The following is a 26783-nucleotide window of genomic DNA, read 5'->3' as shown; positions in this document are numbered from 1 at the left end:
TCATGGCTCAAGAAATCGAATTAAAATTTATCGTCGATAACGCTGGCGTCGAGACGCTGCGTAACCACCTTCAGACCCTCAACGCCGAGCACACACCACCGGCTCAGCTGCTGAATATCTATTATGAAACCGCCGATAACTGGCTGCGTCGCCACGATATGGGGCTGCGTATTCGAGGCGATAACGGTCGCTATGAGATGACGATGAAAATCGCCGGGCGCACCGTGGGCGGTCTGCATCAGCGTCCTGAATACAATATTGATATCAGCACGCCTGAACTGGCGCTCGACAAACTGCCTGCGGAAGTCTGGCCAAACGGTGAGATGCCGGAAGGGCTGGCGGAGCAGGTTCAGCCGCTGTTCAGCACCGATTTCTTCCGCGAGAAGTGGGTGATAGCGCAGGGGAAAAGCCGCATTGAAGTCGCGCTGGATCTCGGCGACGTCAAAGCCGGTGAGCATCAGGAAGCCATCTGCGAGCTGGAGCTTGAACTGCTGAGCGGTGAAACCGCCGATGTACTAACACTGGCGAAACAGCTGGCGGAAACCGGTCTGCTGCGCCAGGGCAGCCTGAGCAAAGCTGCGCGTGGATACCATCTGGCGCAGGGCAATGAAGACCGCGTTATCAAACCGCTGACCATTCTCTCACTGCCGCCGAAAGCAACGGTAGGCCAGGCGCTGGAAGCGGCGCTGGAAAAAGCGCTTGCCCACTGGCAGTACCACGAAGAGCTGTGGCTGCGTGGCAATAAGAAGGCAAAAGTCGAAGTGCTGAATGCGCAGGGTCTGGTTCGCCATATCCTGACGCTGTTCGGCGGCATTGTGCCGCGTAAGGCGAGCGCCGCGCTGCGTGATGGCCTGACCCAGGTTGATGCGCTGATGGCGAGCGATGCGTCCGCACACGATGCGGTGTTCAGCCGTGAAACCGCACTGACGAAGCTTGCCTATACCGAATGGCTGGTGCTGCGCGGCTGGGAGCCGTTCCTTGATGCCAAAGCAGAGGCCAAACTGGCGGATTCATTTAAACGCTTCGCCGATATTCATCTGTCTCGTCAGGCCGCTGAACTGCGCACCGTCTTTGCCTACCCGCTGGGCGATGCTTACGCAGATCAACTGCCGCGTCTGAAGCGTGATATTAATACCGTTCAGCTGCTGGCCGGCTATTACGATACCGAACAGGCCGATCGCTGGCTGGCGAACTGGCAGGGGCTGCGCCACGCTATCGAAACCCGCCAGCACATTGAAATTGAACATTTCCGTAATGAAGCACTGTCGGTTGAGCCGTTCTGGCTGCACAGCGGAAAACGTTAATTAACTTCAGGGAACCCGCGTATGACGCCGCTTTCTTCGCAGTTACAGCAGCACTGGCAAACGCTCGTTGAGCGTGCTCCGGAGGATTTCCCTCTCGAGGCGCTCGGAAGTGAAGCACAGGCTGTTTTCACCTTTAGTGATTTTGTTCAGCAAAGTTTAACGGCGCATCCTGAGTGGCTGGCGTCGCTGGAAAGCGACCCACCGCAGGCGGATGAGTGGCGGCAATATGCGGGTTGGCTCCAGACGGAGCTGGCAGAAGTTTATGATGAAACGGCGCTGATGCGCGCCCTGCGGCTGTTCCGCCGCCGGGTGATGGTGCGCATTGCCTGGGCGCAGGCGCTGTCGCAGGTATCTGAAGAAGATACGCTACAGCAGCTAAGCCACCTGGCAGAAACGCTGATCGTCAGCGCGCGCAACTGGCTCTACGAAGCCTGCTGCCGTGATTGGGGTACGCCGTGCAGTGCCGAGGGCGTGCCGCAGCCGCTGCTGATCCTCGGGATGGGCAAGCTGGGCGGTGGAGAGCTTAATTTCTCCTCCGACATCGACCTTATTTTTGCCTGGCCAGAACATGGCAGCACCCAGGGCGGTCGCCGTGAGCTGGATAACGCACAGTTCTTTACCCGTCTTGGTCAGCGTCTGATTAAGGTACTGGACCAGCCGACGCAGGATGGCTTCGTCTACCGCGTTGATATGCGCCTACGGCCGTTTGGCGACAGCGGCCCGCTGGTGCTGAGCTTTGCGGCGCTGGAAGATTATTACCAGGAGCAGGGGCGCGACTGGGAGCGCTATGCGATGGTCAAAGCGCGGATTATGGGCGATGATGATGGCGTATACACCAGCGAGCTGCGGGCGATGCTGCGACCGTTCGTCTTCCGCCGCTATATCGACTTCAGCGTGATCCAGTCCCTGCGTAATATGAAAGGGATGATCACCCGCGAAGTGCGTCGCCGTGGCCTGAAGGACAACATCAAGCTCGGTGCGGGCGGAATTCGCGAAATTGAATTTATCGTCCAGGTCTTTCAGCTGATCCGCGGCGGGCGAGAGCCGATGCTGCAAAGCCGCTCGCTGCTGCCCACCCTCAAAGCCATTGAAACCCTGAATCTGCTGTCGGAAACCGACGCGCAGGCGCTACGTGAAGCCTATCTGTTTTTACGCCGCCTCGAAAACCTACTGCAAAGTATCAACGACGAACAGACGCAGACGCTGCCCGGCGACGACCTCAACCGCGCCCGTCTGGCGTGGGGGATGCATTTTGCCGACTGGGCCACGATGACCGCGCGTCTGGATGCGCTGATGGCCGAAGTCCGTCGCGTCTTTAACGAACTTATCGGCGACGATGAAGAGCCGTCGCAGGAAGAGCAGCTTTCGGAATCCTGGCGCGAGCTGTGGCAGGATACATTGCAGGAAGATGACGCTCCGGTGGGGTTGGTGCATCTCGGCAACGATGACCGCCATCGCGTGTTGTCGCAAATTGCCGATTTCCGCAAAGAGCTGGATAAGCGCACCATCGGCCCGCGCGGGCGTCAGGTACTGGACTCGCTGATGCCGCATCTGCTAAGCGAAGTGTGTTCGCGTGAGGATGCCTCGGTGCTGCTGACGCGTATTACCCCGTTGCTGAGCGGCATCGTCACGCGTACTACCTACCTCGAATTATTAAGCGAATATCCCGGTACCTTAAAGCATCTTATCCGCCTGTGCGCCGCGTCACCGATGGTGGCAAGCCAGCTCGCACGCTATCCGCTGCTGCTGGATGAGCTCCTCGACCCCAGCACGCTTTATCAACCGACGGCGACCGATGCCTATCGCGACGAGCTACGTCAGTATCTGCTGCGCGTGCCGGAAGAGGATGAAGAGCAGCAACTGGAAGCGCTGCGTCAGTTTAAGCAGGCGCAGCTGTTGCACATCGCCGCCGCTGATATTGCCGGTACGTTGCCGGTGATGAAGGTTAGCGATCACTTAACCTGGCTTGCAGAAGCGATGATCGATGCCGTTGTCCAGCAGGCGTGGGTGCAGATGGTGGCGCGTTACGGTCAGCCAACGCACCTGCGGGAGCGCCACGGTCGCGGTTTTGCGGTCATTGGCTACGGCAAGCTCGGCGGTTGGGAACTGGGCTACAGCTCGGATCTGGATTTGGTGTTCCTGCATGACTGCCCGATGGACGCGATGACCGACGGCGAACGAGAAATCGACGGCCGTCAGTTCTATCTGCGTTTGGCGCAGCGCATTATGCACCTGTTCAGCACCCGCACTTCGTCCGGCATTCTGTATGAAGTTGATGCGCGTCTTCGCCCGTCTGGTGCGGCGGGTATGCTGGTGACCACCGCTGAATCATTTGCTGATTATCAACAAAACGAAGCGTGGACCTGGGAGCATCAGGCGCTGGTGCGCGCCCGTGTGGTCTATGGTGACCCGCAGCTGCAGCAGCAGTTCGACGACATTCGCCGACAGATCCTGACCACGGCGCGGGAAGGCAGCGCGCTGCAAACCGAAGTGCGCGAGATGCGTGAAAAAATGCGCGCCCATCTCGGCGGTAAACAGCGCGATCGTTTTGATATCAAAACCGACGCCGGTGGGATCACCGATATTGAGTTTATTACCCAGTACCTGGTGCTGCGCTATGCCCACGAGAAGCCGAAGCTGACCCGCTGGTCGGATAACGTGCGAATTCTCGAACTGCTGGCGCAAAACGATATTATGGACGAGCACGAAGCACAGGCGCTCACCCGCGCCTACACCACGTTGCGCGATACGTTACATCACCTGGCACTTCAGGAATTGCCGGGAAACGTCGATTTATCAAGCTTCGTTCGGGAACGTGAACTGGTCAGCGCCAGCTGGCAGAAGTGGCTGGTTCAACCGTGAAATGTGCTATTATCGCGCCAAAATTTTGATTCTCCCAGGAGACAAGAATGAAAGTAACGCTGCCGGAATTTGAACGTGCAGGAGTGATGGTGGTTGGCGACGTCATGCTGGATCGCTATTGGTATGGCCCAACCAGCCGTATTTCCCCGGAAGCCCCGGTTCCCGTGGTGAAGGTGGAAACTATCGAAGAACGTCCTGGCGGCGCGGCAAACGTGGCGATGAACATTGCGTCCCTGGGGGCGGGTTCGCGTCTTATTGGTTTGACCGGCATTGACGATGCGGCGCGCGCGCTGAACAAAGCGCTGGCCGACGTTAACGTGAAGTGTGATTTCGTTTCGGTACCGACGCACCCAACTATCACCAAGCTGCGCGTGCTGTCGCGCAACCAGCAGCTGATTCGTCTGGACTTTGAAGAAGGTTTTGCCGGCGTGGATCCACAGCCGCTGCACGATCGTATTCAAAGCGGTCTGCCGAGCGTTGGCGCGCTGGTGCTCTCCGACTACGCGAAAGGCGCGCTGGAAAGCGTACAGCAGATGATTCAGCTGGCGCGCAAAGCGAACGTGCCGGTGCTGATCGACCCGAAAGGCACCAATTTCGAACGTTATCGCGGCGCAACGTTGCTGACGCCAAACCTTTCTGAATTTGAAGCGGTAGTCGGTAAGTGCAAAGACGAAGCCGAGATCGTTGAGCGCGGCATGAAGCTGATTGCTGATTACGATCTCTCCGCGCTGCTGGTAACGCGTTCCGAGCAGGGCATGACGCTGCTGCAGCCGGGCAAAGCGCCGCTGCATCAGCCGACGCAGGCGCAGGAAGTGTACGATGTGACCGGTGCGGGCGATACCGTTATCGGTGTGCTGGCAGCGACGCTGGCCTCTGGCAAAACCCTGGAAGAGGCGTGCTTCTTTGCTAACGCCGCCGCAGGCGTGGTGGTGGGTAAACTGGGGACGTCTACCGTTTCGCCTATCGAGCTGGAAAACGCTGTGCGCGGTCGCGCGGATACCGGTTTTGGCGTGATGAGCGAAGAAGAGCTGAAGCAGGCGGTTGCCGCTGCCCGTCGTCGCGGCGAGAAAGTGGTGATGACCAACGGCGTGTTCGACATTCTGCACGCGGGGCACGTTTCCTATCTGGCGAATGCACGCAAGCTGGGCGATCGTCTGATCGTCGCGGTGAACAGCGATGCTTCAACCAAGCGTCTGAAAGGCGAAACCCGCCCGGTTAACCCGCTGGAGCAGCGTATGATCGTGCTGGGTGCGCTGGAGTCCGTCGACTGGGTTGTATCGTTTGAAGAAGATACGCCGCAACGCCTGATTGCCGGGATCCTGCCGGATCGTCTGGTCAAAGGCGGTGACTATAAGCCAGAGCAAATTGCCGGTAGCGAGGAAGTGTGGGCGAACGGTGGTGAGGTACTGGTGCTGAACTTTGAAGACGGTTGTTCTACGACCAATATTATCAAGAAGATTCAGAAAGATAGCGAGAAGTAATGCACTAAACGTCCCCCTCATCCTAACCCTCTCCAAAGGGAGAGGGAACCATCCGGTTTTCTCCCTCGCCCCTGTGGGGAGAGGGCCGGGGTGAGGGGGCGGTATTCTTACTCTTTGTCGTCTACAGCCGGTGCCGCAGCACGGTTTTCTAGCTCGCTAATCCGCTGTTCCAGCAGCGCCAGTTTCTCACGCGTACGCAGCAGAACCTGAGTCTGTACGTCAAACTCTTCGCGGCTCACCACATCAAGGCGCGTCAGCTGCGACTGGATCACCTGGCGAACTTTCTTCTCAATATCATCACCGAACTCACGCAGACCTTTCGGCATAGACTCGTGGACCTGGCGGGCGATTTGTTCAATTTTTTTCGGGTCGATCATCTCTTGTTCCCTGATTCTGTCGGCATGAAGGCTATTGTAGTGTCTTATCCCGGTGCGATAAACCAGAATTGTTCGAAGCTTATGCATTGCCGAAGATAGTCATTGGCGTTATAGTAAGTACGCTTATTCTCAGGGCGGGGCGAAATTCCCCACCGGCGGTAAATCAGCTACGGCTGAAAGCCCGCGAGCGCTTCCTATGAACATGGGAAGGTCAGCAGATCCGGTGTAATTCCGGGGCCGACGGTTAGAGTCCGGATGGGAGAGAGTAACGATTCAGTTGGGTTAAGCACCCGCTCGCGTTATCCATTTGCCGTTATATCGGCACTCCTAAGACTGCCCTGATTCTGGTAACCATAATATTAATGAGGTTTTTTTACCATGAATCAGACGCTACTTTCCTCTTTTGGTACTCCGTTCGAACGCGTTGAAAACGCGCTTGTTGCCCTGCGCGAAGGTCGCGGTGCGATGGTGCTGGACGACGAAGATCGCGAGAACGAAGGCGACATGATCTTTGCCGCCGAAAACATGACCGTTGAACAAATGGCGCTGACTATCCGTCACGGTAGCGGCATCGTTTGTCTGTGTCTCACCGACGAACGTCGTAAACAGCTGGAACTGCCAATGATGGTAGAAAACAACACCAGCGCTTACGGCACCGGCTTTACCGTCACTATCGAAGCGGCTCATGGCGTGACCACCGGCGTTTCTGCCGCTGACCGTCTGACCACCGTTCGTGCGGCGATTGCCGACAACGCGAAACCTTCCGATCTGAACCGTCCTGGCCACGTTTTCCCACTGCGCGCGCAGGCGGGTGGCGTGCTGACCCGTGGCGGTCACACCGAAGCGACTATCGATCTGGTGACGCTGGCGGGCTTCAAACCAGCAGGCGTGCTGTGTGAACTGACCAACGACGATGGCACCATGGCGCGCGCGCCAGAGTGCATCGAGTTTGCGAAGAAACATAACATGGCGCTGGTGACCATCGAAGATCTGGTGGCCTACCGTCGTGAACACGAGCGTAAAGCCAGCTAATCTAGCGGCCTACGTGATGAAGCCCGGTTTGCGATACGCACCGGGCTTTTTTATTGCCTGACGTTAGCCAATGCCCATCGATTGCAGAATCACCAGGCTCATCCCCATGACCGACATGCCGCACAGCACGCCGTAGCTGGGGTTGTTGTTAGGGTCAATCTCTTTGGCCAGCGGCATGAGTTCATCGACGGAAAGGGCGACCATAATCCCGGCGACCGCCGCCATAATCGAGGCCATCAGCACCGGTGACACCATGCTGCCAAGAATCGCCCACGCCAGCACGCCGCCCAATATTTCCGCCATGCCGGAAATCCCCGCCCAGAATACCGCTTTGCGCTTTGAGCCCGTGGCGGCGTAGACCGGCCCGGCAACCGCCAGACCTTCAGGAATATTGTGCAGCGCCACGGCGAGCGCAATGCCGAAGCCTAGCTCAAGGTTGTTGCTGGCGGTGACGAAGGTAGCGATACCTTCCGGGAAGTTGTGCAGGCTGATGCCAAGAGTTAACAGCACGGCGGTACGGCGAATGTTGCGCGGCAGCGGCTGGGTGTTTTTCTGCATCAGATCCTGCGGATGCGCATGCGGCAGGGCGTGATCGAGCGCAAAGTAGCCAATCAGGCCGACGACAAACATGCCGTAGCCCAGCACCGGCGACATTCCCGGCGTACCGAGCGCGGCGGGCAGCATCTCCATTAATGAGATCAGCAGCATAATGCCGGCGGCGAAGCCGAGCGAGAAGGCGAGTACCCGGTTGGACGGCTTTTGCCCGATCACCCCGAGTATGGCGCCGATAAAGGTGGCAGCTCCTGCCAGTAATGTCAGAATCAGCGGTACCGACATCGCTTACTCCTTATGATAATGATTATCATTCATGATATTGAAAATCGTCAGCCGTGGCGAGAGGCGACGCTATTCTTTACTTCATCCTTACATTCAAATTTTCTGAAGATCATCATCACGCTTATCTGAGTTTATCCTCACTCAAAACGGGTTAATGTGGTGTTATTAAATTATGCCCTCTGGAAGGATAACATCATGTCTCGTAGCCGAATGCCAGCACTGTTTTTAGGTCACGGTAGCCCGATGAACGTACTGGAAGATAACCTCTATACCCGTACCTGGCGGCATCTGGGTGAAACGTTGCCGCGCCCGAAAGCCATTGTAGTGGTGTCTGCGCACTGGTTCACTCGCGGCACGGGCGTGACGGCGATGGAAACTCCGAAAACGATCCACGATTTCGGCGGCTTCCCGCAGGCGCTGTACGATACCCATTACCCGGCTCCGGGGTCCCCGGCGCTGGCGCAACAGCTGGTTGAACTGCTGGCACCGGTTCCGGTGGCGCTTGATAAAGAAGCCTGGGGTTTTGACCACGGCTCCTGGGGCGTGCTGATTAAGATGTACCCGAATGCGGATATCCCGATGGTGCAGCTGAGCATCGACAGCACTAAGCCAGCGGCCTGGCACTTTGAGATCGGTCGTAAGCTGGCAAGCCTGCGCGATGAAGGCATTATGCTGGTGGCCAGCGGTAACGTGGTGCACAACCTGCGTACGGCGAAATGGCACGGCGATTCAACGCCTTACCCGTGGGCCACGTCGTTTAACGATTATGTGAAGGCGAATCTGAGCTGGAAAGGGCCGGTAGAAGAGCATCCGTTGGTGAACTATCTGGCGCATGAGGGCGGTTCACTGTCGAACCCAACGGCGGATCACTTCCTGCCGCTGCTTTATGTGCTGGGTGCCTGGGATGGCGAAGAGCCCATCACGATCCCGGTAGACGGTATCGAAATGGGCTCCCTGAGTATGCTGTCGGTGCTAATCGGTTAACGATTATTCGACGAAAATGTGGGGATAGAAGCGTGACAGATCCTGAGTGATCAGCGCTCTGTCCTCACGAATGCCAATCCCGGCAGGCTCGTCGTTAATCAGCCAACTGCCAATCAACATGTAGCTATCACCAAACTTCGGCAGCGGATGGAACTGCTGCACGATCATCCCCTCTTCACCGTACGGCCCTTCCACCTGCTCGATGGTTTTACCGTTCTCGACGATCGAAATGTTCGCGCCTTCGCGGGAGAAGATCGGCTTCACCACGAATTTGTCCATTTCCGGATGATCGTCTTCGGCAAAGTAGGCCGGCAGCAGGTTCGGGTGATCCGGGAACATCTCCCACAGCAGCGGCAGCAGCGCTTTGTTAGAGATGATGCTCTTCCAGGCCGGTTCCAGCCAGCGCACGCCAGCGTCTTCAAGCTTGGTGGAGAACATCTCGCGCAGCATGTATTCCCACGGATAAAGCTTGAACAGGTTGCTGATCACCTGATCCTGCAGATCGGTAAACTGGCCTTTTTCGCCCTGGCCTATCTCATCAACATAGAGAAACTCGGTTGCGACGCCAGCTTCAGCGGCGCAGTCCTGCAGATACTGCACGGTACCGCGATCTTCCACGGTGTCCTGGCAGCAGGTCAGATGCAGCAGCTGGAAGCCGTGCTGTTCGCGCAGCACGTTGAAGCGCTCGATGATCTTTTCCTGCAGGCTGTTGAACTGGTCGCTGCCTTCCGGCAGATTGCCTGCGTTGATTTGATCTTCGAGCCAGATCCACTGGAAGAACGCCGCTTCGTACAGTGACGTTGGGGTATCGGCGTTATTTTCCAGCAGCTTCGGTTCGCCGGTGCCGTCCCACGCCAGATCGAGGCGCGAGTAGAGCGATGGCTGCTGCGTTTGCCATGACTGGCGCACGAAAGTCCAGGTGTGCTTTGGAATGCGGAACTTCGCCATCAGCTCATCGCTGGCGATGACGCGTTCAACCACTTTCAGACACAGCTGATGCAGTTCAGCGGTAACCTCTTCCAGCTTTTCAACCTGCGCCAGCGTCAGCTTGTAGTAGGCCTCTTCGCTCCAGTATGGTTCGCCGTACATGGTGTGAAAGTTGAAGCCGTACTCCGTTGCCTTTTCACGCCAGTCCGGGCGCTCAGTAATGCTGATTCTTTCCATGGTCATCAGCCGCCCATTGAACGGGTGGTGGTGCCCGATGCGCTACGCTGCATGGTGGACTGTTTCGCCACGGACTCACCGAAGCCGCCGCGAGTCACGGTGCTGGTGGTTGCCGGTTTTGGTGCCATAGCGGTTTTCGGTACGTTCATCGAACGGCCTGGCTGCGCTGCACCGTAGTTTTTACCACCGGCATCGGTATATTTACCGTAGGCTGGGCTGGACGGGTTCTTCGAGGTGAAGACCGGCTGCTGCTGGTAACCACCCATGCCGCCGCTCATCATACGGCCCATCATGTAGCCCGCCATCAGCGGCATCCAGAAGCTGCCGCTGCTTTGCGCCTGGGCCTGGTTTTCACCGCTGGCAGGCGCCATACCTGCCTGCGCCGGTGCCTGCTGGCACTGACCTTCGCCAAATTCGGCCACGCAGTCTTCACGGCTGGCGTACTTCGGCGCGGTACGTTCAGCTTCTTTCAGCGCGTTATCGAAAGTGGTTTTACATTCGGCGCTTTTGCCCGGATTCGCTGCAGAGCAGTCGTCCGCGTTCTGATACAGCGTGACGGTTTCGTCCGTTTTTTCACAGCCTGCCAGCATGAATACCGCGGTAACGGCTAATGCGACCGGCGTGAGGTGACGCGCGCCCCAGCTTTTACGAAAGGCGGCGTGTTGAATATTGTTCGTCCGTTTCATTGTGTTCTTCCTGGACCCAGTAGAGTGGTATTGCAATAACGCTCAGGATAGTGGATGAGTGGTTGAAAATGAAGCGAAGAAGGGCGTAAAGCGGCGGATCTTTACGTTGCCTTACGTTAGCGCAAGAGAATGAAAAAAGGGCCCGCATAAAGCGGACCCTTTTCAGTACGGCGAGATGCCTTAGCGCAGGCGCGCTTTGCTGGTCGCCGGAGAGGTGTAGCCGTCTGCAGAAGCGTCCTGCTGCGGGTTCTGCGGCGCAACGCTGTCGGTAGAGGTCGCAACGTTTTTACCCAGCGCATTGTTCAGCGCAATCAGATCCTGCTCGTTGAGCGTACCCAGCGCATTTTTAATATTCAGCTGGTTGATCAGATAGTTATAACGCGCGCTGGAGAGCTGCTGCTTCGCGTTGTACAGCGTGGTGGTGGCATCCAACACGTCAACGATAGTACGCGTACCCACGGAGTAACCCGCTTCCATCGCGTCTAATGAACTCTGCGCAGAGACCACGGCCTGTTTGTAGGCGTTGATGCTGCTGATAGAGGCGTTGATGTTGTTGAAGGAAGAACGCACGGTCTGGACAACGGAACGGTGTGCGCTTTCCAGCTGCTCGCTGGCGCCGACGAAGTTGTACTGCGCCTGTTTCACCTGCGAGTTAACCATCCCGCCCTGGTACAGCGGCAGGGAGAAGCTCAGGCCAATTTTGTTCTGGCCAGCGTCGTTGTCGTCGTACTGAGATGAGTTACGGGTTTTAGAACCACTATAAGAGGTGTTGGATACCCCGGTAGAGGCGTTCAAATCCAGCGTCGGCAGATGGCCGTCCTGCGCCTGGCGAATCTGTTCACGCGCCAGGTCCTGGTTCAGGCGAGCCTGCAACAGGGAGAGGTTACGGTTTTCCGCTTCTTTCAGCAGCGAGTTAACGCCCTGCGGTTTGTCCGTTTTAAAGCTGTCGACGTTCAAAGACGCCAGCTCTGGGTAGTAGTTACCGGTCACCTGACGCAGCGCTTCAACGGCGTTGTCGAGGTTGTTACGCGCGGTCACTTCATTCGCCAGCACGGTATCGTACTGTGAACGGGCGTTTTGCACGTCGGTAATGGCCACGAGGCCCACGTTAAAGCGCTGAGTGGTTTGATCCAACTGGCGGTAAATCGCCTGTTTCTGCGCTTCGGTGTAGGAGAGCGAGTCAATCGCGCTCAGCACGTTAAAGTACGCCGTGGCGGTATTCAGGATCAGCGTCTGCTGATCGGTCTGATAGGTCACGTCCTGGATGCCTGCCGCTTTTTCCTGCAGGGTCAGAGCACGCCATTTGGACATATCAAACAGGCTTTGCGTTAACGTCAGCGAGCCGCTGGTTGCGTTGGAGTTCACGCCGTTGCTGTCGCGGAAGCCATTGGTATAGGTATAATCGGCACCCAAACCTAACTGCGGTAACAGTGGGCTACGCGCTTCGTTGATCTTTTCGAATGCGGCATCGCGGTCTGCTGCGGATTTACGGAGATCTGGGTTACTGGTACGTGCCTGCTGATAGACCTGTAACAGGTTCTCTGCCTGGCTCATTGTACTGAAACCCGTAAGGCTCAGACCAATAAGGATGGGGAGCAATTTCTTCATTTGCATTTGCATTCCTTGTTGTGAAGCTTAGCGCTGATCTAATTCACAGAAAAAATATTCACCGATTGTACCAGAGTCTGCCACGTTAAAAAGTTGTCGTAATGTGCCATCTGGCGTTAATTTGCACCAATCTACCACAGAGAGAGTGGATCCTAAGATAAACGGATTTTAAATCCACAATTTCACCACAATTACAGCATAGGCAAGACCATGACAAAATCACGTAACCCAGTGGTTACCCTCTCGAAAAACGATGTAGAAATTATTGCACGAGAAACGGTATATCGCGGTTTTTTTTCGATTGATGTGTATCGTTTTCGCCATCGTCTGTTCAACGGCGAGATGAGCGGTGAAGTCCGGCGCGAAATTTTTGAGCGCGGTCACGCTGCAGTCTTGCTACCCTTTGACCCAGTGCGTGACGAAGTGGTGCTGATTGAGCAAATCCGCATTGCAGCCTATGACACCAGCGAAACCCCTTATCTGTTGGAGATGGTGGCTGGCATGATTGAAGAGGGCGAGAGCGTAGAAGACGTGGCGCGTCGCGAATCGCAGGAAGAGGCCGGGCTTGAACTCGGCCGGGTAAAAGAGTGTCTGAGTTATCTGGCAAGCCCTGGCGGCACCAGCGAGCGCCTGACCATTATGGTAGGCGAAGTGGATGCAACAACGGCCAAAGGTATTCATGGCCTGGCGGATGAACACGAAGATATCCGGGTTCATGTGGTAAGCCGGGAGTACGCTTATCAATGTGTAGAAGAGGGAAAAATTGACAACGCAGCCTCTGTCATCGCTTTGCAATGGCTACAGCTGCATTATCAGGACTTACGAAAAGAGTGGATCAAATGAAGCGTTATACACCTGACTTCCCAGAAATGATGCGCCTGTGCGAAACCAATTTCGCACAATTACGTCGCTTACTGCCGCGCGTTGATGAAGCCGGCGAAACGGTGAATTATCAGGTGGCCAATGCGCAATATCGGTTAACGATAACAGAATCAACCCGCTACACTACGCTGGTAACGGTTGAGCAGACGTACCCGGCGGTGAGCTACTGGAGCCTGCCGTCGATGAGCGTGCGGCTGTATCATGATGCGATGGTGGCTGAAGTGTGTTCAAGTCAGCAGATCTTTCGCTTCAAAGCGCGATATGATTATCCAAATAAAAAGTTGCATCAACGCGACGAAAAGCATCAAATTAATCAGTTTTTAGCTGATTGGCTAAGATACTGTTTAGCACATGGAGCGATGGCGATTCCGGTTTGTACATAGCACCTTTCAGGCTGTATCTGGGACGCTGCCAGCGATGACGCAGCATGAAAGGATGATGTGTATGTTTGCATCGTGAAACCTAAGGACACCATTTGGAAAGCCTTTTAAACCTTCCTCTGGCTGGTGGGGCCAGTGTCAGGGTACTGCAAATCACTGATACTCACCTGTTTGCGGAAAAAGATGAAACGCTGTTAGGCGTGAACACCTGGGCAAGCTATCACGCCGTCTTGCAGGCTATTCATGCCTCGGCGCGTGACGTTGACCTGGTGGTGGCGACGGGCGATTTAGCACAGGATCACTCATCCGCGGCCTACCAGCACTTTGCTGACGGCATCGCGAGTTTTGCTGCACCCTGCGTTTGGTTGCCGGGGAATCATGACTTCCAGCCATCCATGTACAGCACGCTTCAGGACGCGGGGATCTCCCCGGCCAAGCGTGTACTGGTGGGCGAAAACTGGCAGATCCTCCTGCTGGACAGTCAGGTGTTTGGCGTGCCGCACGGCGAGCTGAGCGAGTTCCAGCTCGAGTGGCTGGAAAAACGGCTGGCGGAAGCGCCGGACCGGCACACGCTGCTGTTGCTGCACCATCATCCGCTGCCGGCGGGATGCAGTTGGCTCGATCAGCACAGCCTGCGTAACGCAGGGGCGCTGGATAATGTGCTGGTGCGCTACCCGCGCGTAAGAAACCTGCTTTGTGGCCACATTCATCAGGAGCTGGACGTCGACTGGAACGGCCGCCGCATTATGGCGACGCCGTCAACCTGCGTGCAGTTTAAACCGCACTGCGCCAACTTCACGTTGGATACCGTTTCTCCTGGATGGCGCTGGCTCGAGCTGCATGCCGATGGTTCACTCACCACCGAAGTCTGCCGCCTGGACGGGTGCGAATTCCATCCTGATACCGCATCTGAAGGTTATTGATGTCGACGCTTCTTTATCTGCATGGATTCAACAGCTCCCCGCTGTCAGCAAAGGCCACGGCGCTTAAGCAGTGGCTGGCGGAGCACTATCCCGACGTGAATATGCTGATCCCGCTTCTGCCGGCCTATCCGGCAGAAGCGGCGGAGATGCTGGAAGCGCTGGTACTGAAACACGGCGGTGAACAGCTGGGCATCGTGGGGTCGTCATTAGGCGGCTATTATGCGACCTGGTTGTCCCAATGTTTCATGCTGCCAGCGGTGGTGGTGAACCCGGCGATACGCCCGTTTGAGCTACTGGTGAATTTCCTGGGGCCGAATGAGAATCCCTACACCGGGCAGCAATATGTGCTAGAGTCACGCCATATTTACGATCTCAAAGTCATGCAAATTGACCCACTGGAGGCACCGGATCTTATCTGGCTGCTTCAGCAGACCGGCGACGAAGTGCTTGATTACCGCCAGGCCGTGAACTATTTCGCCTCCTGCCGACAAACGGTAGAGGAGGGCGGTAATCACGCATTTACCGGCTTTGAAGATCACTTCACACAGATTATCGATTTTCTGGGGTTGCATTAAGCAGCGCCAACTACCTACGAATAGATCATGACGCAATCTTCTTATAACGCTGATGCCATTGAGGTACTCACCGGGCTTGAGCCGGTTCGCCGCCGCCCGGGGATGTACACAGATACCACACGTCCGAACCACCTTGGTCAGGAAGTGATTGATAACAGTGTGGATGAAGCGCTTGCCGGACACGCGAAGCGTGTTGAGGTTATTCTTCATGCCGATCAATCACTGGAAGTGATCGACGATGGTCGCGGCATGCCTGTCGATATCCACCCGGAAGAGGGTGTACCGGCCGTTGAGCTGATCCTTTGTCGCCTGCACGCGGGCGGTAAGTTCTCCAACAAAAACTATCAGTTCTCCGGCGGCCTGCACGGCGTGGGGATCTCGGTAGTTAACGCCCTGTCGAAGCGCGTTGAGGTCAACGTTCGCCGCGATGGTCAGGTCTACACCATCGCGTTTGAAAATGGCGACAAGGTGGAAGATCTGCACGTCACCGGTACCTGCGGCAAACGCAATACCGGGACCAGCGTCCACTTCTGGCCGGACGAAAGCTTCTTCGACAGCCCGCGTTTTTCCGTTTCCCGCTTAAGCCACCTGCTGAAAGCAAAAGCGGTACTCTGCCCCGGCGTTGAAATCGTCTTTAAAGACAAAGTGAACGACACCGAACAGACCTGGTGCTACGCCGACGGTCTGAACGACTATCTTTGCGAAGCCGTGAACGGCCTGCCGCTGCTGCCGGAAAAACCGTTTGTCGGTAACTTCTCCGGCGAAACCGAAGCGGTGGACTGGGCGCTGCTGTGGCTGCCGGAAGGCGGCGAGCTGCTGACCGAAAGCTACGTCAACCTGATCCCGACCATGCAGGGCGGGACGCACGTCAACGGTCTGCGTCAGGGTCTGCTCGACGCAATGCGCGAGTTCTGTGAATACCGCAACATTCTGCCACGCGGCGTGAAGCTGTCGGCAGAAGATATCTGGGACCGCTGCGCCTACGTGCTGTCGGTGAAGATGCAGGATCCGCAGTTCGCCGGGCAGACGAAAGAGCGTCTCTCTTCCCGTCAGTGCGCGGCGTTTGTCTCTGGCGTGGTGAAAGATGCTTTCAGCCTGTGGCTGAACCAGAACGTCCAGGCCGCCGAGCTGCTGGCTGAAATGGCGATTTCCAGCGCCCAGCGTCGTCTGCGTGCGGCGAAAAAAGTGGTGCGTAAAAAGCTCACCAGCGGCCCGGCGCTGCCGGGTAAACTGGCCGACTGCACCGCGCAGGATCTCGCCCGCACCGAACTGTTTCTCGTCGAAGGTGACTCCGCAGGCGGTTCTGCCAAGCAGGCGCGCGATCGTGAATTCCAGGCGATCATGCCGCTCAAAGGTAAGATCCTCAACACCTGGGAAGTCTCTTCTGATGAAGTGCTGGCCTCGCAGGAAGTGCACGATATTTCCGTGGCGATCGGTATCGATCCGGACAGTTCGGATCTTAGCCAGCTGCGCTACGGCAAGATCTGTATCCTCGCCGATGCTGACTCCGATGGTCTGCACATCGCAACGCTGCTCTGCGCGCTGTTTGTGAAGCACTTCCGTGCGCTGGTGAAAGAAGGTCACGTCTATGTGGCGCTGCCGCCGCTGTACCGCATCGATCTGGGCAAAGAGGTTTACTATGCTCTGACCGAAGAGGAAAAAGCGGGCGTGCTGGAGCAGCTGAAGCGTAAAAAAGGCAAGCCGAACGTACAGCGCTTTAAAGGTCTGGGTGAAATGAACCCAATGCAGCTGCGCGAAACCACGCTCGATCCGAACACTCGCCGCCTGGTGCAGCTGTACATCACCGATGAAGATGAACAGCAAACCGATGCCACCATGGATATGCTGCTGGCCAAGAAGCGTTCGGAAGATCGCCGTAACTGGCTGCAGGAGAAAGGTGATATGGCGGAGCTGGAAGCCTAAAACCTTGCCAGGTGGCGCTTCGCTTACCCGGCTTAAAAACCCCCCGGCGCCACGCAGTGAAGCCGGGCGACGATTTAAAAGGAGACGCTTGCGTCTCCTTTTTTATTGCCACAACCGCCGCTTAATTAATCGATTCAATTCTAATTTCTACGCTTTCTGAAATGCCATTTTAAAATTTGGTATGACAGGTCACAGTTTAGTTGTATGACTTCTACCATATTCTTGCGCTGGATATAAAACATACTTCTGAACATGGACGTCAATCTGTGCTGGCAATTGATTCGCATGGTGAATTTTATCTTTAATCAAAAGAGAATCGTCTATGTTAAGAAGAAAACTGGCAGTAAGCGTTTTATCTTTCTCGTTACTGATGGGGTCTGCGGCGGCGATGGCAAAAACGGTGTTCATCGCTTCAGATGTACACCCGGCTGACTATCCGACCACGGCGGCGGTGATTCACATGGGTGAAAAGCTCAGCCAACAAACCGACGGGCGACTGTCCATTCGTATGTTCCCAAGTGGGCAGATGGGCGATGAGAGCACCACGCTCGAGAAAACCCGTGCGGGCGCCATTGATATCCTGCGTGTTTCGATGGCCCCGGTCGGCGGTATCCTTCCTCAGGTAAGCGTCTTCAACATGCCGTTTGTGTTCCGCGATACTGACCATCAGCACAAGGTGCTGGATGGCGATATTGGTAACACGCTGGCCAAAGAGATCTCCGACAGCAACCTCGGCCTGGTCTTCCTTGGCTGGATGGACGCGGGCTCGCGTAGCCTGATCACCAAAAAACCGATCACCAGCCTCGACGATCTGAAAGGGGTGAAGATCCGTCTGCAAAACAACCCGATCGGACTCGATACCTTTAAAGCGCTGGGGGCGAACCCGATCGTCCTGCCGGTAGGCGATGTCTTTGCCAGCCTGCAAACCGGGGTGATCGACGCGGCGGAAAACAACGAACCGACCTTTGACACCGAAAACTACGTGGTGGCCGGGACCAAATATTTCGATCTCACCGAACACTTTATGATCCCGGAAGTGCTCGCCTTCTCGAAGCGTAAATGGAGCAAGCTCTCGGCGGACGATCAGGCGCTGATCATGAAGCTGGCGAAAGAAGCGCAGGCTGAAGAGCGCGTGCTGTGGGCTGATTACGTGGAGAAATCCAAACAGCGCCTGCAAAGCCAGGGCGTGAAATTCCTTCCGGTCGACAAAAAGCCGTTTGTCGACGCCACTGCACCGGTTCGTGAGAAATACGGTAAGCAGTTCAGCGACTTAATGCAGCAAATTCAGGACACCAAATAATCCACTTAGCGGCGGGCCAGCGTGGGCTGGTCTGCCCGTTTTGATCTGGGGATAACAATGAAAAATTACTATGTCCTGGCGATGGATGCTGTGTATCGGATCTGTATCTGGCTGTCAGGGATCAGCCTGTTATTTATGACGTTTATCTATCTGGTAGGGATTTACGCCCGTTTCCGCCCAGATCTTCCCGCCTGGCTGGACTTTCTGCCGCACGCTTCAACCAGTTGGCCGGAGCCGCTGTCGCAGATCTGTATGATCACCTTCTCCTTTGTGGGAGCGGCGGCGGCCTATCGTGCAGGTAGCCATATTGCGATCACCATGCTGGTCGATCATATCAACCCATCGATGAAGAAAGGGCTGGCGGTGTTTGTCGATCTGGCGATGCTTGCCACCTGCCTGTTTATCATTCACTGGGGGATCATCGGCTGTATGGATGCCTGGGAGGACGTGGTGCCGTCACTGCCGTTCCTGACCTCAGGGATCACCCATCTGCCGATTCCGCTGGGATCGTTCTTTACGCTGCTGTTCGTGGTTGAAAAAATGCTGTGCGGTCCGCAAACGCACCGTGAACTGGTGCAGTTTGGCTCGCCGAAAGTCGGCCACTAAGGAGCGAACGCAATGGACTTAACGCTGATTATTTTTGTCGTCACCTTCGTGACGCTGATGGCGATTGGTATGCCAGTGGCCTATGCTGTCGGCCTGACCGCCGTGGTGGTCACCGCCTTCGCTGATTTCTCCCTCGACGGGCTTATTATCACCATTTTCCACAGTACCGATAACGTTAACCTGCTGACCATTCCGTTCTTCGTTTTTGCCGGGGCGATTATGGCGGAAGGGGGGATGGCGCGACGGCTGGTGGATTTCGCCGGGCTGTTTGTTGGCTGGATCCGTGGCGGCCTGTCGCTGGTGAACATCCTCGCTTCGACGCTGTTTGGTGCGATTTCCGGATCGTCGGTGGCGGATACCGCGTCGATCGGATCGGTGCTGATCCCGGAAATGGAGCGCAAAGGCTACCCGCGCTCATTCGGTGCGGTACTGACCGCCAGCGCCTCGGTGCAGGCGATCCTCGTGCCGCCGAGCCATAACTCGGTGCTGTTTGCCATCGTGGCGAATACCGCGGCGGTCACTATTCCGGCGATGTTCCTCGCCGGGATCATCCCGACGCTGGTGCTGTGCCTGACGCTTATCGTCATGTGTCTGATTGCCGCGCGTAAAAACAACTACCCGAAAGAGGAACGCGTCGAACTTAAGCGCAAGATAAAGATTGCCTCAGATGCCATCTGGGGGCTGATTACCATTGTGATCATCTCCGGCGGTATTCTCTCCGGCTTCTTCACGCCAACGGAGTCCGGGGCAATTGCCTGCGTGTGGGCGATGTTTGTCACCTTCTTTGTCTATCGCGAATACAAGCTTAAGGACTTCCCGAAGCTGATTCACCGCACCATCAAAACCGTCACCATGGTGATGGTGCTGATTGCCTTCGCCGCCGCGTTTGGCTCGGTGATGACGCTGGTGGGCCTGCCGCAGGAGATCTCCGCCGCGCTGCTGTCATTGTCGGATAACAAGTACGTCATCTTGTTGATTATCAACATTATGCTGCTGCTGTTGGGCTGTCTGATGGACATGGCGCCGCTGATTCTGATCCTGACGCCGATTCTGCTGCCGGTGGTGGTTGAGCTTGGCATCGACCCGGTACACTTCGGCATCATCATGATGATGAACCTGGGGATTGGCCTTATCACGCCGCCGGTGGGTTCTGTCTTGTTTGTGGCGAGCGCCGTGAGCGGGCAGAAAATTGAGACGGTGGTGAAGGCCATGATTCCATTCTACTGCGTGCTGTTCCTGGTGCTGGTTGCTATCACTTATATTCCGATGTTGTCATTGTGGCTGCCGGGGCGTTTCCACTAGGCCTGGGAAACGTGATTTTTTCGATACTGCAAGGGGGTCTCACCGATCCCCTTTTTAAATGAGCTAATAAAGTAAGTCACCTCAGAAAACCCGACCTGCGCGGCAATATCACTCACCGGCAGCGCGCTGTGCAGCAGCAGCTCACAGGCGCGTCGCAGCCGAAGAGTATTGAGATAATCGTGAATATTCTCGCCCGTCTCGGCGTGAAAGCGGCGCGACAGATAGCTGCGTGACTTCCCCAATTCCTGCGCCAGCGCGTCGAGGCTGAATTTCTGCCGATAGTTCTCTTCAATCCAGAACATGACTGAGCTGGCGATACCGCACCCGGCTTCCGGCATCTTTTCCTGGGTGGGCGGCAGCATATTGAACAGCGTCATCAGCATGCAGGTGATCTGTTCGGTGCTGAGGCCGGAGGCGTTGGACATGCGGGCATACAGGCTGAACAGGTGGTCAATATGCGCGTGCTGGTCGGCTAAATCCGCCACGAACGCTGGGCGTCCGCGGGCTGAAAGTGTCTGTAAGCGCTGATGATTTTCCGGGAAATGGCGCAGCAGCGTCGCGATGGCGTGCTGGTCTACATGGATAATCGTCCGCCGATAACTATCCTGCGCTTTCTCATCGACCATGATTTTATGCAGCGTGAACGGTGGGAAGAAAAAGAGCCTGCCGGGGCGCATGGTGTACTGGCGATTATCGACGATCACTACGCCAAAACCCTCTTCGACATAGAGAATTTCCAGACACTGGTGCCAGTGCTGATAGCGCACGGTATTGGCAAAAAGACGGCTGAACGACGCCACGGCGTCATTCAGGGTGATCAGCTCCAGATGTTCGGCGTTCCAGGACGAAGTCATGTGCAATAAATTTAAATTTTTACCGGGTTAATCTTACTACTAAACCACTGTTTTAAATTTTATCAAGCGGCGGTTCATCGAATGGTATCAGTTGTGACCGGGTTAACATTTCTCAGCTACCCCGATTCTCTATGCTTTAGCCACTTTCGAGGATGGGTAAATCAGGGGTCAGGACAGTGGCGGAAATATCAAAAATATTGTCATCACGACAGGATGTAGCGCAGACGCTCACGGCGATGCTGAGCGCTCTCGATAAACAGTTTCCCGAAAACGTCGCGCAGTTCTCGCTGGGTAAAACCTGCGCGCACTACGGTACGGATATTGCGGAAATGGAGGGCTTATCGAGAGCGCTTTGGGGCCTGTTCCCGTTACTGGCAGGTGGGGAAGCGGTACCGTTTAGCGACAAATATCTCACCGCAATTAAGCTGGGTACTGACCCGCAAAGCCCATCCTATTGGGGCGAAACCGGGCCATACGATCAGCGTCTGGTTGAGATGGCGGCCTACGGTCTTGGTCTCGCGTTGCTGCAGGACAAGCTGACCAGCTACTTTAGCGCCAGTGAACGGGAAAACCTGCATCGCTGGCTGAATCAAATCACCGATGCCCAGATGCCGGACAGCAACTGGAACTACTTTGCGATTATCGTACAGCTGGGCTTTAAGCGCGCTGGGCTGCCGTATGACCAGGCCGCTATCGACCGTCGCTTCACGATGATGGAAGCCTACTATCTTGGCGGCGGCTGGTACTCCGATGGCCCTGGCCGCCCTAAAGATTACTACATCTCGATGGCGTTCCACTTTTACGGCCTGATTTACGCCACGCTGAACGCGGACGACGACCCAACGCGCGCCGCGACGCTGCGTGAACGTGCCTGCCTGTTTGCCAAAGACTTTATCTACCTTTCCGCCGCCGACGGGGCATCGGTACCGTTTGGCCGTAGCCTGACCTACCGCTTTGCGATGGTGGCGTTCTGGAGCGGCGTGGCCTTCGCCGGGCTGGATGTATTTTCACCGGGCGTAGTGAAAGGCATTATCCTGCGCCACCTGCGCTGGTGGCTGGATCAGCCAATTTTCGATCGTGACGGTATCCTGACGCTGGGCTTCGCCTATCCGAACCTCGCGATGTGCGAAGACTACAACTCGCCGGGTTCGCCGTACTGGGCGCTAAAGGTGTTCCTGATCATGGCGTTGCCGGAGACGCACGCCTTCTGGCAGGCGGAGGAACTGCCGCTGCCAAGCCTGGCACCGGTACATGCGATTGTGCCCGCTCAGCAAATTTTGCAGCACAGCGAACACTCGCAGCACGTGGTGATGCTCACCTCCGGCCAGCTCGAGCTGAACAATTACGTTAACACCGAGGCCAAGTACACCAAATTTGCCTACTCCACGCGTTTTGGCTTCACCATCGAGCGGGGGCGCTACGGCATTAAGCACGCGGCCTGTGACTCCATGCTGCTGCTGTCAGATAACGACAACTACTGGCGCGGCCGCCGTGAATGCGAGAGCGTTGAGATGCTGGATGGCGCTATCTACTCGCGCTGGCTGCCGTGGCACGACGTGCAGGTTGATACCTGGCTTATCCCATGCGGCGACTGGCACGTGCGTGTGCACCGGGTGAATACGGCGCGTCGCTTGCAGACGGTGGAGGGCGGCTTTGCGGTGATGAAAGCCGATGCGCAGCTGACCGTGCGCCAGAGCCGGGTGAGTGCTGCCAACGGGATGAGCGCGGTGGCGGATCTCTCGCCTCACGCCGTACGTCTTGCCGACAGTGTGATTACCCCGCCGAACAGCAGCGTGATGTTCGCTGAGTGCGCGGCAATTCCGACGCTAACGGGTGAGATAGCGCCTGGCGAACACTGGCTGTGCTGCGCGGTAGTGGCAAGCGGTAACCACAACGCAACGTTGCCAGCATTACCCACGCTACACATTGAAAATAATACGCTGAATGTGACGGATAACGTCAGCGGGAAAATAACAACGCTGAATTTTTAACTATCCGGATACAACAATAAACCGGAATACCTCCTGACAGACTCTGCATCATTATGATGCAGAGTCTGTACCCCTACATCGTTTTGTCGAGGACCGTATGGAAAAAATATCGTCTACAAACAGACTGGAATATTACAAAATAAGCTCGTTTATATTTTTGTACTTTTTTACCTGGTCAGCCAGTATTGGTTTATTTGCTATTTGGCTTGGGCAAAAAGCAGAACTCAGCGGCGCGGTGATTGGTACCGTTTTTGCCGTCAACGGTATATTCTCCGTTATTCTCAAGCCTATTTACGGTTATATTCTCGATAAAATTGGTATGAGTAAATATTTGCTCTATTTTGTGGTGGTGATGTCCGCCCTGATGGCGCCGTTTTTTATTTATGTTTACCAACCGCTGCTGCTCTCCTACACCACCGTGGGGATTATCGTCGGTGCCATTTATCTCAGTTTCGCGTGGTATGCCGGCGTGGCGGCCTGTGAATCCTATGCCGATCGCTACAGCCGCCTGAACAGCATGGAGTTTGGTCAGATTCGTATGTGGGGCTCGCTCGGTTGGGCGGTGGCATCGTCGTTCTCCGGCCTGCTGTTTAATATCTCTCCGGCCTATAACTTTATTCTTGGCAGCGTGGCATCGCTGGTCATGCTGGCGGTGCTCATCAGTCTGAAAGTAGATACTGCAACCAGCAACGCCAGCGCGGTTATCTCGAAGGATAAGATTGTCCTGAAAGACGTGTTTGACCTGCTGAAAAGCAGCAAATTCTGGGCATTCTGCCTGTATGTAGCCGGCGTGGCATGGATGATGTTTGTCGCTGAACAGCAGTTCTCGCGCTACTTCGTGACCTTCTTTAGCGATGTGCACGAAGGCAACACCCTCTTTGGCCTGCTGGGTACCGTGCAGTCCGGCACCGAGTTCGTGATGTATATCTTTATGCCGATGTTCGTGAACTATATCGGCGCGAAGCGCGGCCTGATTATTGTGGGTGTGCTGGTAGGTGCGCGACTGGTGATTTCCGGCCTGTGCGAGTCGCATCTGCTGATTTCCGTGATTAAACCGCTGTACGGCCTGGAAATTTGTCTGCTGCTGGTTTCGGTATTTAAATATATTGCTGAGCATTTCGATAAACGCGTCAATGCCACCATGTATTTATTAGGTTACCAGGCCATGTTGTATATCGGTAACGTCGTGGTCTCTTCGCCAGCAGGTTTATTATACGACCGCATTGGATTTGAAAAGACCTATATCATCATGGGCGGAATTGCGCTGTTCTTTACGCTGATTTCGGCATTCACGTTATCCGCCTGTAAACGTCAGAATCATCGCCAGCCTGCACTTGATGTTGCTGAAAATGGTATTTCTAAATAAGCCTTACTGAATGAAGGAACCGAATATGTTAAACCCTATCGTTGAGGAAACCCTGCGCGAATTTCCGGGGGCTCCCGTTAATCTTCAGACGTTTAACGATGAGCTGTGCTCGGCGCGTAGCCATGTCCTTAAGCTGATTAGCCGTCATTTAACGGATTTCGGTGATAAATTCCCGGGCGAAGCCTGCGTGGACGGCTACTATCCGCTGACCGAAAACGTCGAATGGACGACCAGCTTCTGGACCGGGCAGCTGTGGCTGGCCTGGGAGATGACCGGCGAGGAGAAATACCGGGCGTTGGCGGAAAAACACGTGCGCTCGTTCGGCCTGCGTATTGCCGGTCGCTGCGACACCAACACGCATGACCTGGGCTTCCTGTACACGCTTTCCTGCGTGTCGGCCTGGCGTTTGACCGGTAATCGTGATGCGCGCGGCTTCTCTTTGCAGGCGGCAGAAGCCCTGCTGGAGCGCTTCCATCGTAAAGCGGAAATTATTCAGGCCTGGGGCGTGCTCACCGACCCGGAGCAGGCGGGGCGCATGATTATCGACTGCACCATGAATCTGCCGCTGCTCTACTGGGCGACGGAACAGACCGGCGATCCGCGATTTGCGGATGCCGCGCGCGCCCACGTGCGCCAGTCGGCGAAGTATCTGGTGCGTGAAGACGCCTCGACCTACCACACCTATTATATGGACGTGCAGACCGGCGCGCCGCGCTTTGGTAAAACCCAGCAGGGCTATGCCGATGACTCCTGTTGGTCGCGCGGGCAGGCGTGGGGCATTTATGGCTTTATGCTGAGCTTCCTGTATACCGGCGACAGAGAGCTGATCAGCTTGTCGAAAAAGTTGGCGAACTACTTCCTCAACCGCCTGCCGGAAGACTACGTCTGTCATTGGGATCTGGCGCTGGTGGGCACCGACGCGCTGCGTGATTCATCTTCGGCGGCGATTGCGGTATGTGGCCTGCTGGAGCTGGTTAAACATCTGCCGACCACCGATCCGGACCGCGAGCGCTATCAGCAGTGGGCGATGGGGATGATGTCGTCGCTGTCGAAGCACTATCTGATGGGCGTGGACGAGCCGGGCACTGGCGTGCTGAAGCATTCGGTGTATCACTTCGCCAGCGATAAAGGCGTGGATGAGTGCTGTAGCTGGGGGGATTATTTCTATGTGGAAGCGCTGGTGCGCATGACGCAGAGCTGGAAGCTGTACTGGTAATCGATATTGCCCGGTGGCGCTGTGCTTACCGGGCCTACATTTAACTACGTTGGTTTTGTAGGCCGGGTAAGCGTAGCGCCACCCGGCACATCACGGCAACGAAATTTAAACGCCCGATTCCAGAATACGAATGGTCGTATCGAGCACGTCGGCTTTCACCGCTTCGCTCCAGGCTTTCATGTGTGGCGTCTGCAGGTGCGCTTCAAGGTGCGCCACGCTTTCCCACACTTCAACCATCACGATAGAGTCCGGTGCGGTGGTCTGGAAGCTCACGTTTGCGGCGTGATCAACCATCGGCGCGTAGCCGTGGCAGCCGTCTTCTTTCAGCACGGTTGGGATAATTTTGGTGAACTGATCCAGCACCGCCTGACGGTGATGTTGTCCTGGACGAGTACGGATTTCAGCAATAATGGTCAACATGATTAACTCCTTCTAATTCCAGGCTAACAGTTAAGCAAAAATCTTCCCAAGATGCTCGCGGTATTCTGCAACATAACGTGGAACGTCAGGCATTTTAATCACGTCGTTGGTGATAAAGGTCGGCAGCGCTTCCATTCCCAGGAACTGGTTGGCTTTGTGGAACGGCAGATAAACGCCATCAACGCCCACACCGTGGAAGAACTGATCTTTATCGGTAAAGGCTTCCATTGGCGCGTTCCAGGTCAGGGACAGCATGTAGGTTTTGCCCTGAATCAGGCCGCCGGAACCATATTTTTTACTGGCGTCGGAGCGGGTACGGCCATCGCTGGCGTACAGAGAACCGTGACCTTCGGTGAACACGTCATCGATATATTTTTTCACGGTCCACGGCGCGCCCATCCACCAGCCTGGCATCTGCCAGATAACGGTGTCGGCCCACAGGAAGTTTTGTACTTCGGCTTTGACGTCATAGTCGCCGTCCGCGCGAACCACTTTAACATCATGCCCGAGGTCGCGCAGGTAGGTCTCCGCGACTTCAGTCAGGGTGTCGTTCAGCTGGCCGTTAGAATGGCCGAATTTTTTCGCGCCGTTAACAATCAGAATGTTGCTCATTATAAATCCTCAAAAGTTGGCTTTTGAGGGGTATGATACTCGCCTTGCTGTAACGATTAAATGTGCAAAATGTGCAAAGTCTTTTGCTGAATTAGCAA

At 55.8% G+C, this 26783-nt stretch carries 24 protein-coding genes and 1 riboswitch; of the genes, 16 read left to right on the top strand and 8 right to left on the bottom strand.

Annotated features, from left to right (window positions below; all coding sequences use genetic code 11):
* The first annotated feature begins 2 nt into the window (after positions 1 to 2).
* From V6940_RS13095 to hldE, 3 genes are read left to right on the top strand one after another with little or no spacing between them, the layout of a single operon-like run.
* Positions 3 to 1304 carry a CYTH domain-containing protein gene (locus V6940_RS13095; protein WP_333496167.1) on the top strand — a complete coding sequence of 434 codons (1302 nt, stop codon included), beginning with the start codon at positions 3 to 5 and terminating at the stop codon, positions 1302 to 1304.
* Positions 1305 to 1325: 21 nt separating this feature from the next.
* Positions 1326 to 4166, top strand: coding sequence for a bifunctional [glutamate--ammonia ligase]-adenylyl-L-tyrosine phosphorylase/[glutamate--ammonia-ligase] adenylyltransferase (glnE, locus tag V6940_RS13090; protein WP_333496166.1), 2841 nt, complete (start codon positions 1326 to 1328; stop codon positions 4164 to 4166).
* A 47-nt stretch (positions 4167 to 4213) separates the two neighbouring features.
* Positions 4214 to 5647 carry a bifunctional D-glycero-beta-D-manno-heptose-7-phosphate kinase/D-glycero-beta-D-manno-heptose 1-phosphate adenylyltransferase HldE gene (gene hldE, locus V6940_RS13085; RefSeq protein ID WP_333496165.1) on the top strand — a complete coding sequence of 478 codons (1434 nt, stop codon included), beginning with the start codon at positions 4214 to 4216 and terminating at the stop codon, positions 5645 to 5647.
* Between the two features lie 107 nt (positions 5648 to 5754).
* Here hldE and ubiK read toward each other — a convergent pair whose 3' ends face one another.
* A complete protein-coding gene (gene ubiK / locus V6940_RS13080; RefSeq protein WP_234508350.1) occupies positions 5755 to 6024 on the bottom strand; it encodes a ubiquinone biosynthesis accessory factor UbiK in 270 nt (89 codons plus the stop codon).
* A 121-nt stretch (positions 6025 to 6145) separates the two neighbouring features.
* Positions 6146 to 6295, top strand: a riboswitch (FMN riboswitch).
* A gap of 107 nt (positions 6296 to 6402) precedes the next feature.
* On the opposite strand from ubiK, the gene ribB reads away from it, so the two are divergent.
* A complete protein-coding gene (ribB, locus tag V6940_RS13075) occupies positions 6403 to 7056 on the top strand; it encodes a 3,4-dihydroxy-2-butanone-4-phosphate synthase (protein WP_185668394.1) in 654 nt (217 codons plus the stop codon).
* A 63-nt stretch (positions 7057 to 7119) separates the two neighbouring features.
* Here ribB and zupT read toward each other — a convergent pair whose 3' ends face one another.
* Positions 7120 to 7893 (bottom strand): zinc transporter ZupT, encoded by a 774-nt coding sequence (zupT, locus tag V6940_RS13070; protein ID WP_333496164.1) that lies wholly within the window; start codon positions 7891 to 7893, stop codon positions 7120 to 7122.
* Positions 7894 to 8088: 195 nt separating this feature from the next.
* On the opposite strand from zupT, the gene ygiD reads away from it, so the two are divergent.
* Complete coding sequence (ygiD, locus tag V6940_RS13065) at positions 8089 to 8877, top strand: 4,5-DOPA dioxygenase extradiol (protein WP_333496163.1); 789 nt, start codon at positions 8089 to 8091, stop codon at positions 8875 to 8877.
* A gap of 3 nt (positions 8878 to 8880) precedes the next feature.
* Here the strand turns inward: ygiD and V6940_RS13060 are convergent, their stop codons facing one another.
* The 3 genes from V6940_RS13060 to tolC all read right to left on the bottom strand — a co-directional run bounded on the left by V6940_RS13060 (position 8881) and on the right by tolC (position 12335).
* Positions 8881 to 10041, bottom strand: coding sequence for a glutathionylspermidine synthase family protein (locus V6940_RS13060; protein WP_333496300.1), 1161 nt, complete (start codon positions 10039 to 10041; stop codon positions 8881 to 8883).
* Between the two features lie 5 nt (positions 10042 to 10046).
* Entirely contained in the window at positions 10047 to 10727 is a 681-nt protein-coding gene (locus V6940_RS13055; protein WP_185668391.1) for a DUF1190 family protein, read from the bottom strand.
* Positions 10728 to 10907: 180 nt separating this feature from the next.
* Positions 10908 to 12335, bottom strand: a complete 1428-nt coding sequence (gene tolC / locus V6940_RS13050) for an outer membrane channel protein TolC (protein ID WP_333496162.1) — start codon at positions 12333 to 12335, stop codon at positions 10908 to 10910.
* Between the two features lie 210 nt (positions 12336 to 12545).
* Here tolC and nudF point away from each other — a divergent pair, with 210 nt between their 5' ends.
* From nudF to V6940_RS13010, 8 genes are all read left to right on the top strand, one after another.
* A complete protein-coding gene (gene nudF / locus V6940_RS13045) occupies positions 12546 to 13178 on the top strand; it encodes an ADP-ribose diphosphatase (RefSeq protein WP_333496161.1) in 633 nt (210 codons plus the stop codon).
* On the top strand, positions 13175 to 13600 hold the full coding sequence (locus tag V6940_RS13040) for a DUF1249 family protein (protein WP_333496160.1): 426 nt from the start codon (positions 13175 to 13177) through the stop codon (positions 13598 to 13600). The genes nudF and V6940_RS13040 overlap by 4 nt, the downstream gene beginning before the upstream one ends.
* A gap of 92 nt (positions 13601 to 13692) precedes the next feature.
* A complete protein-coding gene (cpdA, locus tag V6940_RS13035; protein WP_333496159.1) occupies positions 13693 to 14520 on the top strand; it encodes a 3',5'-cyclic-AMP phosphodiesterase in 828 nt (275 codons plus the stop codon).
* Complete coding sequence (gene yqiA / locus V6940_RS13030) at positions 14520 to 15095, top strand: esterase YqiA (RefSeq protein WP_333496158.1); 576 nt, start codon at positions 14520 to 14522, stop codon at positions 15093 to 15095. Before cpdA ends, yqiA begins: the two co-directional genes overlap by 1 nt.
* A gap of 27 nt (positions 15096 to 15122) precedes the next feature.
* Positions 15123 to 17018 (top strand): DNA topoisomerase IV subunit B, encoded by a 1896-nt coding sequence (parE, locus tag V6940_RS13025; protein ID WP_220439158.1) that lies wholly within the window; start codon positions 15123 to 15125, stop codon positions 17016 to 17018.
* A 322-nt stretch (positions 17019 to 17340) separates the two neighbouring features.
* The gene (locus tag V6940_RS13020) at positions 17341 to 18318 is read left to right on the top strand and encodes a TRAP transporter substrate-binding protein (protein ID WP_185668385.1); all 978 of its coding nucleotides are present in this window, start codon (positions 17341 to 17343) and stop codon (positions 18316 to 18318) included.
* Between the two features lie 57 nt (positions 18319 to 18375).
* The gene (locus V6940_RS13015; RefSeq protein WP_333496157.1) at positions 18376 to 18924 is read left to right on the top strand and encodes a TRAP transporter small permease; all 549 of its coding nucleotides are present in this window, start codon (positions 18376 to 18378) and stop codon (positions 18922 to 18924) included.
* 12 nt (positions 18925 to 18936) lie between these two features.
* Positions 18937 to 20226: a TRAP transporter large permease gene (locus tag V6940_RS13010; RefSeq protein WP_333496156.1), complete on the top strand. Its 1290-nt coding sequence runs from the start codon at positions 18937 to 18939 to the stop codon at positions 20224 to 20226.
* On the opposite strand, the gene V6940_RS13005 is transcribed toward V6940_RS13010, so the two are convergent.
* Complete coding sequence (locus V6940_RS13005) at positions 20223 to 21080, bottom strand: helix-turn-helix transcriptional regulator (RefSeq protein WP_333496155.1); 858 nt, start codon at positions 21078 to 21080, stop codon at positions 20223 to 20225. The genes V6940_RS13010 and V6940_RS13005 overlap by 4 nt on opposite strands.
* A gap of 152 nt (positions 21081 to 21232) precedes the next feature.
* Between V6940_RS13005 and V6940_RS13000 the strand changes: the two genes are divergently transcribed.
* The 3 genes from V6940_RS13000 (at position 21233) to V6940_RS12990 (ending at position 25653) form a co-directional block, all read left to right on the top strand.
* Positions 21233 to 23071 (top strand): DUF2264 domain-containing protein, encoded by a 1839-nt coding sequence (locus V6940_RS13000; protein ID WP_333496154.1) that lies wholly within the window; start codon positions 21233 to 21235, stop codon positions 23069 to 23071.
* 97 nt (positions 23072 to 23168) lie between these two features.
* Entirely contained in the window at positions 23169 to 24437 is a 1269-nt protein-coding gene (locus tag V6940_RS12995; RefSeq protein ID WP_185668380.1) for an oligosaccharide MFS transporter, read from the top strand.
* Positions 24438 to 24462: 25 nt separating this feature from the next.
* Positions 24463 to 25653: a glycoside hydrolase family 88 protein gene (locus tag V6940_RS12990; protein ID WP_333496153.1), complete on the top strand. Its 1191-nt coding sequence runs from the start codon at positions 24463 to 24465 to the stop codon at positions 25651 to 25653.
* A gap of 105 nt (positions 25654 to 25758) precedes the next feature.
* Here V6940_RS12990 and V6940_RS12985 read toward each other — a convergent pair whose 3' ends face one another.
* Entirely contained in the window at positions 25759 to 26073 is a 315-nt protein-coding gene (locus tag V6940_RS12985; protein WP_185668378.1) for a putative quinol monooxygenase, read from the bottom strand.
* A gap of 30 nt (positions 26074 to 26103) precedes the next feature.
* Positions 26104 to 26685, bottom strand: a complete 582-nt coding sequence (locus V6940_RS12980; RefSeq protein WP_220440988.1) for an NAD(P)H-dependent oxidoreductase — start codon at positions 26683 to 26685, stop codon at positions 26104 to 26106.
* Positions 26686 to 26783: the final 98 nt, after the last annotated feature.

The sequence above is a fragment of the Kluyvera sp. CHPC 1.251 genome (assembly GCF_036759945.1).
Taxonomy (GTDB): Bacteria; Pseudomonadota; Gammaproteobacteria; order Enterobacterales; family Enterobacteriaceae; genus Kluyvera; species Kluyvera sichuanensis.
This window is presented reverse-complemented; position numbering and strand designations above follow the sequence as displayed.